The 8,739-nt window shown below is 63.5% G+C and carries 9 protein-coding genes; 4 read left to right on the top strand and 5 right to left on the bottom strand.

Annotated features, from left to right (window positions below; genetic code table 11):
* Window positions 1-16: 16 nt before the first annotated feature.
* Entirely contained in the window at window positions 17-1,273 is a 1,257-nt protein-coding gene (locus DMX12_RS28475) for a sorbosone dehydrogenase family protein (protein ID WP_110680061.1), read from the top strand.
* Between the two features lie 16 nt (window positions 1,274-1,289).
* Here DMX12_RS28475 and DMX12_RS28470 read toward each other — a convergent pair whose 3' ends face one another.
* From DMX12_RS28470 to DMX12_RS28450, 5 genes are all read right to left on the bottom strand, one after another.
* Window positions 1,290-1,826, bottom strand: coding sequence for a C40 family peptidase (locus DMX12_RS28470; protein ID WP_033690602.1), 537 nt, complete (start codon window positions 1,824-1,826; stop codon window positions 1,290-1,292).
* Between the two features lie 140 nt (window positions 1,827-1,966).
* Complete coding sequence (locus tag DMX12_RS28465; protein WP_009683957.1) at window positions 1,967-2,605, bottom strand: C40 family peptidase; 639 nt, start codon at window positions 2,603-2,605, stop codon at window positions 1,967-1,969.
* A 127-nt stretch (window positions 2,606-2,732) separates the two neighbouring features.
* A complete protein-coding gene (hda, locus tag DMX12_RS28460; protein ID WP_009683956.1) occupies window positions 2,733-3,440 on the bottom strand; it encodes a DnaA regulatory inactivator Hda in 708 nt (235 codons plus the stop codon).
* 187 nt (window positions 3,441-3,627) lie between these two features.
* Complete coding sequence (locus DMX12_RS28455; protein ID WP_110680060.1) at window positions 3,628-4,701, bottom strand: AI-2E family transporter; 1,074 nt, start codon at window positions 4,699-4,701, stop codon at window positions 3,628-3,630.
* Between the two features lie 12 nt (window positions 4,702-4,713).
* A complete protein-coding gene (locus DMX12_RS28450; RefSeq protein ID WP_110680059.1) occupies window positions 4,714-5,775 on the bottom strand; it encodes a DUF2066 domain-containing protein in 1,062 nt (353 codons plus the stop codon).
* A gap of 321 nt (window positions 5,776-6,096) precedes the next feature.
* On the opposite strand from DMX12_RS28450, the gene purM reads away from it, so the two are divergent.
* From purM to DMX12_RS28435, 3 genes are read left to right on the top strand one after another with little or no spacing between them, the layout of a single operon-like run.
* Window positions 6,097-7,155: a phosphoribosylformylglycinamidine cyclo-ligase gene (gene purM, locus DMX12_RS28445; RefSeq protein WP_009683953.1), complete on the top strand. Its 1,059-nt coding sequence runs from the start codon at window positions 6,097-6,099 to the stop codon at window positions 7,153-7,155.
* Entirely contained in the window at window positions 7,155-7,808 is a 654-nt protein-coding gene (gene purN / locus DMX12_RS28440) for a phosphoribosylglycinamide formyltransferase (RefSeq protein ID WP_110680058.1), read from the top strand. Before purM ends, purN begins: the two co-directional genes overlap by 1 nt.
* A gap of 8 nt (window positions 7,809-7,816) precedes the next feature.
* Entirely contained in the window at window positions 7,817-8,527 is a 711-nt protein-coding gene (locus tag DMX12_RS28435) for a DUF3108 domain-containing protein (RefSeq protein WP_029886606.1), read from the top strand.
* Window positions 8,528-8,739 lie beyond the last annotated feature (212 nt).

Here is an 8,739-nt window from a genome sequence, read left to right as displayed (position 1 = left end):
CGGCTCCGCCGCCCTTCTGAGTGTAAACGCCGGCACCGGCCCTTCCCCCCAGCTACCCGCCCCCGTACGCACGCCCCTGCCCACCGTGAACATCGCCCCAGCAGTAGGCTGGCCGGAACATGCAAAACCCACGGCAGCCCCCGGCCTTCAGGTGAACGCGTTCGCCAGCGGCCTCGACCACCCCCGCTGGCTGTACCTGCTGCCAAACGGCGACGTTCTCGTGGCCGAGACCAATGCCCCACCCAAGCCGGATGACGCCAAGGGCCTGCGCGGCTGGGCCATGAAAAAGGTCATGGCGCGTGCAGGGGCTGGCGTACCCAGCGCCAACCGCATCACCTTACTGCGCGATGCCGATCACGATGGTTCGGCAGAAACCCAGGTGCCGTTCATCGAGGGGCTGAACTCACCGTTCGGCATGGCCTTGATAGGCGATGACCTCTACGTCGCCGACACCGACAAGCTGCTGCGCTTTCATTACCAAAGCGGCGCAACCCACATCACCGACAAAGGCCAGGTGGTAACCGCGCTACCCGGCGGCCCGCTGAACCACCACTGGACCAAGAACGTGATCGCCAGCCCCGACGGCAAACACCTTTACGTGACAGTCGGTTCAAACAGCAATGTCGCCGAGAACGGAATGGACAATGAACAAGGGCGGGCAGCGATCTGGGAAGTGAACCCGGCCAACGGCCAGCACCGGTTGTTCGCCACCGGGCTGCGCAACCCCAACGGCCTGGCCTGGGAGCCGAACAGCGGCAGCCTGTGGACTGCCGTCAATGAACGCGACGAAATCGGCAGCGACCTTGTGCCCGATTACATCACCTCCGTGAAGGACGGCGGCTTTTATGGCTGGCCCTACAGTTACTACGGCCAGCATGTGGACAGCCGTGTGCAACCGCCCGCGCCGCAAAAGGTAGCCCAGGCGCTGGTCCCCGATTATGCCGTGGGGCCGCACACCGCCTCGCTGGGGCTGGCGTTCGCCGAACCGGGTGCGCTGCCTGCGCCATTCCAGCGCGGCGCGTTCGTCGGGCAACATGGCTCTTGGAACCGCAAGCCTCACAGTGGCTACAAGGTCATTTTCGTGCCGTTCGACCGCGCAGGCAAACCTGCAGGCAGCCCGGTGGACCTGCTGAGCGGCTTCCTGGATGAACAGGGCCAGGCCAAGGGGCGCCCGGTCGGTGTCATCAACGATGGACGCGGAGCGGTGCTGGTGGCAGACGATGTGGGCAACGTGGTCTGGCGGGTGAGCAAGGCAGCCGCCACCGCGCCGTAGCTCCGATCCCCTGCTATCAGGGGTTCTGCGCCAGGTGCCCTTGCGGAATCACCCGCTTGGCCTGCAGGTAGGCCTTGGCCCAGTAGCTGTTGGACAGGTAGTCCAGGCGCACGGTGCCACCCGTGGAAGGGGCATGCACGAAGCGCCCATCACCTACGTAGATACCTGCATGGCTGACTTGCGAGCCGCCACTGGTAGCGAAGAACACCAGGTCACCGGACTGCAACGCGTTGAGGTTTACGGTGGGCGCCCGCATGACGATCATCTCCCGCGTCGAGCGCGGCAGGCTGATGCCGGCGGCATCCCGGTAAACGTACTTGATCAGGCCGCTGCAATCGAAGCCGGAATCCGGCGTATTGCCACCCCAGCGGTAGGGCGTGCCCACCAGACCAATGGCGCGAATCAACACGTCATCGGCAACCGGCGAAGGGCTGGCCTGGCTATAGGAGGTGACCTGGGGCTTTATCACAGGGGCCGGTGCTGGGGCACGGCTGGAACAGGCAGCCAGCAAGGTTGCCAAGGAGAGGAATGCGAAGCGCGCCATCGTTGCCATGGCCATAACTTCCTGTCTGAGACCGCTGCGCCGCAGCTGAAAAGAGTTGAGAAATTAGATTAGACGCTTTCTGTAAATGCGCACGGCGGCGAGCTTTTTTTAAAAGCATCACCGCCGTGGCAGGGTACAGCATTTTGCCATCAGTTGCGCGCGATGTTGGTCGGCGCCATGGCCAAGGCGCGCTTGGCTTCAATGAAGGTCTTGCTCCAGTAGCGGTCACCGAGGCTGTCGATGCGCACGCCACCGCTGCGGCGGCTGCTGGAGTGGATGAACTGGTTGTCACCCAGGTAGATGCCGGCATGGCTGACGCGACCGCGGCCATTGGTGCTGAAGAACAGCAGGTCACCTGGCTTGAGTTTGTTGCGCGCCACTTTCGGGGCATCGACGTTGATCATTTCACGCGTGGAGCGCGGCAGGGTCATGCCCGCCTCTTCGCGGAACAGATAACCGATGAAGCCACTGCAGTCGAAGCCGGACTTTTCCGAGGTACCGCCGAAGCGATAACGGGTGCCGATCAACGACATGCCGCGTTCCAGGATGCTGTCGGCCAGAACCGGCAGCTGGTAAGGCTTGCTGCTGGAGAACGACGCCAGGTCATCTTCGGTAGCCAGCTCTTCCGGTTCGCCGAATACCGACGAAGGCGAGGCTTGGGTTTTAACTGCCGCCTGAGCGGCGACAGGGGTGTGATCCTGGGGCTGGGAAACCGGGCCTTGGGCCGCGCAGCCAAAAAGCAGGGTCACGAGTGCGAGTGGCACGAGGGGTGCAAAGCGCTTCAGCATGGGCACGACCGTGTCTGTAATCCTTTAGAAGGGGGAAACTATGCCCTCTATCATGGCCATTTGCAAATTTTATCGAAAAAGATGTGACTTTTTCGTTTTGCTGCTCTGGCCCAAGGATTTCAGGGGGTTACCAGCCGAGGGTTTCCTTGAGAAAAGGGATGGTGAGCTTGCGTTGGGCCTGCAGCGATGCCTGGTCGAGGCGCTCGAGCAGGTCGAACAGCGCACTCATGCTGCGTGCACCGCGGGTAAGGATGAAATGCCCGACTTCGTCGGTGAGGTGCAGGCCGCGGCGCGAGGCACGCAGTTGTAGCGCACGCAGCTTGTCTTCATCGGACAGGCCGCGCATCTGGAACACCAGGGCCAGGGTCAGCCGCGACTTCAGGTCCGGCAATTTCACCGGCAGTTCGCGCGGTGATGCCGAAGCGGCCAGCAACAGGCGTCGGCCGCTGTCACGCAGGCGGTTGAACAGGTGGAACATGGCCTCTTCCCAGTCTGGCTTGCCGGCGATCACATGCAGATCGTCTATGCAGACCAGTTCATACTGCGCCAGGTAGTCGAGCAGCCCTACGCCACGCTCGAGCAGTTGCGCCAGTGGCAGGTAGACCGCGGGCTCACCGCGCTGCTGGAAACGGTGCGTGGCGGCCTGCAGCAGGTGGCTGCGGCCAACACCCTGCTTGCCCCACAGGTAGATAAGGCTTTCGGTCCAGCCGGCGTCGGCTTCGCACAACCGCTCGACGTAGCCCAATGCCGCAGCATTGGCGCCCGGATAGTAGTTGATGAAGGTGGCGTCATCGCGCAGGCGCACACCCAGGGGCAACTGGATCGGTGGTTTCATGCTCGCGGGCAGTCGAAGAGACCGCAGGGGGCCTTAGGTGAACAATCTGCAAAGTCTATACCCGCAACGCGGGGCGCACAATCGCGGCAACCGATAGCGCAAGCAAAATCAACAGGTTGCGCTGCAACGCCCGACACTGCGCAACGACAGGAGCGCCCCTCATTAAGCCGCGACGCGGTGGCCGGGGTTACAGCTCTGGGTCGACGTCCCCGGCATACATGTCCGACTCTTTATAAAGATCATGCACATGCCGCAGCAGCACCATGATCACCGCCGCCACCGGCAGCGCCAGCAATACCCCGGTAAAACCGAACAGCTCGCCCCCCGCGAGGATGGCGAAGATCACCGCCACCGGGTGCAAGCCGATGCGGTCACCCACCAGCAAGGGTGTCAGCACCATGCCTTCCAGTGCCTGCCCGATGACGAACACCGCGACAATGCCCAGCATCGGGTACAGGTCGCCGCCAAACTGGAACAGCCCGGCCACCAGCGCCGCGCCGATGCCGATGATGAAACCCATGTACGGCACGATGGCCGCCAGGCCGGCGAGCATGCCGATCAGCAGGCCCAGTTCCAGGCCCACCAGCATCAGCCCCACCGAATAGATGATGCCCAACGCCACCATCACCAGCAGCTGCCCGCGAACGAAGGCCCCTAGTACTTCATGGCACTCGCCAGCCAGGCCGACTATCTGGGGTTCCTGTTGGCGGGGCAACAGGCTGCGCAGTTTGGCCATCATCAGGTCCCAGTCCCGCAGCAGGTAGAAGCCCACGACCGGAATCATCACCATGTTGGCCAGCCAGGCGATCAGCGCCAGGCTCGAAGCGGTCGCCTGCGACAACACCACCCCGACAATGTCGGTGGTCTGGCCCATGTGCTCGCTGATAGCCGACTTGATCTTGTCGAACTTCCAGAAACCATCGGCCAGGCCAAGCCGCTGCTGCACCCACGGCAAGGCCACGTGCTGCAACCAGTCAAGCATCTGCGGCGCCAGCTCGTACAAGCGCACCAGCTGCTTGGTCAGCATCGGCACCAGCACCAGCAACAACGCCATGAACAGCAAGGTGAACAGCGCGAACACCACCACCACACCCCAGGTCCGCGACAGCCCGCGGCGCTCCAGCCAATCAACCAGCGGGTCGGCCAGGTAGGCCAGCAGAATACCGATCAGAAAGGGCGTGAGAATGTTGTGCAAGCTATAGAGCAGCACGACAACCAGCAGTATGGCGCCCAGCCAGATCCAGCGACGCAGGTCAGTCAATGTCAGTACTCCTTACCAACGAAAACGCAGGCCGTCGAACGGCGGGGGTGTAGGTTGAGGCTCGGTAGCCGGGGCCAGGCCACCCGTAGGCACCGGCGTGGCCGGTACTGCGGCGGTTTGTTCCACCGGCAGCTCCTGCAACTTGGCCAGGCCCAGCTGGGCACGCAATTGCTCACGGTTGCCGGTCACGCCGTAGGTCAGGGTGGTGCCATCAGCCAACTGCAAGCGTGGGCCATAGGGTTCCAGCACCCGAGCCAACTCGGCGTAGCGCTGCAGGTTCATCCCCTGCACCTGCACCTGCAACTGGCTGCTGGCCCCCGGCCGGGTGACATAACGCGGTGCAAGGCGGTTGCCCACCGCCAGCATCACGGCATCAGCCAGTGCGGCCTGGTCGGCGCCCTCGGCAGTGCCCTGCTCGCGCTGGTCACCCAGCCACAGTTGCCATTTACCTTGCCACTTGCCATCGGCTTCCTGAGCATGCACCGCCAGCATGGCGTCGGCGCCGTAACGCTCGGCGGCCTCGCGCAGCGGCGCCGGGTCGCTGCCTTCGAGTTGCTTGGCATTGGCTACCAATTGCTCCTGCAGGTCGGCCAGCGGCAGGCGCAGCGGCAAACCGCGGTGCTGGGCGGCACGCCGCAGTGGCTGGGCACTGGGCTGGCCATCACCGACCAGGCTGCTGCCTTCGACACTGTCATTGAGCCACCAGCTGAGGATCGACGGCCGGTTGCTCCCCCACAAGGCCAGGCCAGCCTTGCGCAGTGCGCGCTCCGTACTGCCCGGGTCGAACTCGACCACAACCGATTCCGGCGGGCCCGCCTCGGTGCCGACCTGGTTGATGATTTGCTGCGGGTCTTTGCGCAGGCCCGCCAACCCAGGGCTTTGCACCGCCTTGGGGTCACCGGTCAGGCGCAGGATGAGGGTTTCGAGGGCCTTGCCGGTAGCGGCTGTACGCGCTTCGGCGCCCTGCCCCGCAAGCGGTTCGTGCACCTGGTAAAGGTCGGAGACGTTTTCAGCCATGGCGGCGGCCGACACAAGGGCCAGGCAACCGGCTGCCAGAATAGAGATCAAGCGCATCGAGGATTCCGTCCAGTCGTGCTTCAAGCCGTGAGCTTCACGCTACAAGCTTAATGCAGCGCCAACGCGGCGCTGCATTTTCTTGCGGCCTGAGGCTCGCTGGTTGCAGCTTATACATATGCAACCCCATCAACCACCCCGGGCCATTTTTCAGCAATTTACCGGCCTGCCCGTCGGCCTGAGGATGGCCGCTGCCCGGCAACCCTGATAAAATCGCGCGCCTTCACAGACCACTGACGTTTCAGGCAGCCGTCGCTCACCCGCCGGCCTTGGCCGCCATGGTCGTTTTTAAGAATCCCTCCCTCCTAAAGGCCTGGATCAATGAGCAAGCAACCCTCCCTGAGCTACAAGGACGCCGGTGTAGACATCGACGCCGGCGAAGCACTGGTCGAACGCATCAAGGGCGTGGCAAAACGCACCGCACGCCCTGAAGTCATGGGTGGCCTGGGCGGCTTCGGCGCCCTTTGCGAGATCCCGGCCGGCTACAAGCAGCCGGTGCTGGTCTCCGGCACAGACGGCGTCGGCACCAAGCTGCGCCTGGCGCTGAACCTGAACAAGCACGACAGCATCGGCCAGGACCTGGTCGCCATGTGCGTCAACGACCTGGTGGTGTGCGGCGCCGAGCCGCTGTTCTTCCTTGACTACTACGCCACCGGCAAGCTCAATGTCGACGTGGCGGCCACCGTGGTCACCGGCATCGGTGCCGGTTGCGAACTGGCCGGCTGCTCGCTGGTCGGTGGTGAAACCGCCGAAATGCCTGGCATGTACGAAGGCGAAGACTACGACCTGGCCGGTTTCTGCGTGGGCGTGGTGGAAAAGGCCGACATCATCGACGGTTCCAAGGTTGCCACCGGCGATGCACTGATCGCCCTGCCGTCCTCCGGCCCGCACTCCAACGGCTACTCGCTGATCCGCAAGATCCTCGAAGTGTCGGCCACCGACATCGAGAACACCCAGCTGGGTGGCACCCCGCTGACCGACCTGCTGATGGCCCCGACCCGCATCTACGTCAAGCCGCTGCTGCAGCTGATCAAGAACACCGGCGCAGTCAAAGCCATGGCCCACATCACCGGTGGCGGCCTGCTCGACAACATCCCGCGCGTACTGCCGAAAAACGCTCAGGCCGTGGTAGACGTGGCCAGCTGGCAGCGCCCGGCGGTGTTCGACTTCCTGCAGGAAAAAGGCAACGTCGACGAGCACGAAATGCACCGCGTGCTGAACTGTGGCGTTGGCATGGTCATCTGCGTCGCCCAGGACCAGGTCGAAGCGGCCCTGAACGAACTGCGCGCCGCCGGTGAACAGCCATGGGTCATCGGCCACATCGCCGAAGCCGCCGAAGGCGCCGCCCAGGTCGAGCTGCAGAACCTCAAGGCACACTGATGCCGAGCAAGACCTGCAATGTAGTGGTACTGCTGTCGGGTTCCGGCAGCAACCTGCAAGCCATGATCGACAGTTGCCAAGGCCAGGACAGCCCGCTGCGCATTCGTGCGGTGGTCTCCAACCGCGCCGATGCCTTCGGCCTGCAACGCGCCGCAGCCGCCGGCATTGAAAGCGCGGTGCTCGACCACACCCGGTTCGACGGCCGTGAAGCCTTCGATGCAGCGCTGATGGCGCGCATCGACGGCTTTGCCCCGGATTTGGTGGTACTGGCCGGGTTCATGCGCATCCTCAGTGGCGACTTCGTGCGCCACTATCAGGGCCGCCTGCTCAATATCCACCCGTCGTTGCTGCCCAAGTACAAAGGCCTGCATACCCACCGCCGGGCGCTGGAGGCAGGCGACGCCGAGCATGGCTGCAGCGTACACTTCGTGACTGAGGAACTCGATGGCGGCCCACTGGTCGTACAGGCAGTAGTCCCGGTGGCGCCAGACGACACCGTCGAAAGCCTGGCCCAGCGGGTTCACCAGCAGGAACACCTGATCTACCCGCTGGCAGTGCGCTGGTTTGCCGAAGGCCGCTTGCGCCTTGCTGAACAGGGTGCATTACTGGACGGCCAGCCGCTGGCGGCCAGCGGTCACTTGATTCGATCCTAGGAGAACTTATGCGTCGTGCCCTGCTCTTGGCTCTCGCCGTGCTCGCCCTGCCGCTCCAGGCAGCTGATCTGAAGCCCTTCTCGGCCAGCTATACCGCCGACTGGAAGCAGCTGCCCATGAGCGGCACCGCCGAGCGCAGCCTGGTCAAAAATGCCAACGGTACCTGGGACCTTAACTTCAAGGCTTCCATGATGATCGCCAGCCTGACCGAGCAAAGCACCCTGCGCCTGGAAAACGACACCCTGCTGCCACAGAAGTACCACTTCGAGCGTGGTGGCCTGGGCAAGGCCAAGAAGGTCGACCTGAACTTCGACTGGAACACCAAGAAGATCACCGGTAGCGACCGGGGCGACGCCATTACCCTGCCGCTCAACCGCGGGGTACTGGACAAGTCTTCCTACCAACTGGCCTTGCAGCATGACGTGGCGGCAGGCAAGAAGAGCATGACTTACCAGGTAGTCGATGGGGACGAGATCGACAATTACGACTTCCGCGTGCTGGGCACTGAAAAAGTCACCACCAAGACCGGCCAGGTCGATGCGGTGAAGGTCGAGCGCGTGCGCGACCCAAGCCAGAGCAAGCGCATCACCGAGCTGTGGTTTGCCAAGAACTGGGACTACCTGCTGGTGCAACTGCGCCAGGTGGAGACCGATGGCAAGGAGTATGTGATCGTACTGCAGGATGGCACGGTCGATGGCAAGCCGGTGAAGGGGAACTGAGCCCGCGTTGCCAGTGACATCAGATAGCCCCGCCTAGTGCGGGGCTTTTTTGTGCCTGGGTGTCTGGGTGGCCCGTACTGGCCCAATCGCCGGCAAGCCAGCTCCCACAGGGATCGCCTTAGGGCTGACAGGTGTTTGCCACAAGGTATGGCAGCGCCTGTTAGAGCGAGCGCCGCCCGCGCGGCGCATCGCGAGCTGCGCTCGCTCCTACG

Source organism: Pseudomonas sp. MB-090624 (assembly GCF_003205245.1).
Taxonomy (GTDB): domain Bacteria; phylum Pseudomonadota; class Gammaproteobacteria; order Pseudomonadales; family Pseudomonadaceae; genus Aquipseudomonas; species Aquipseudomonas juntendi.
This window is presented reverse-complemented; position numbering and strand designations above follow the sequence as displayed.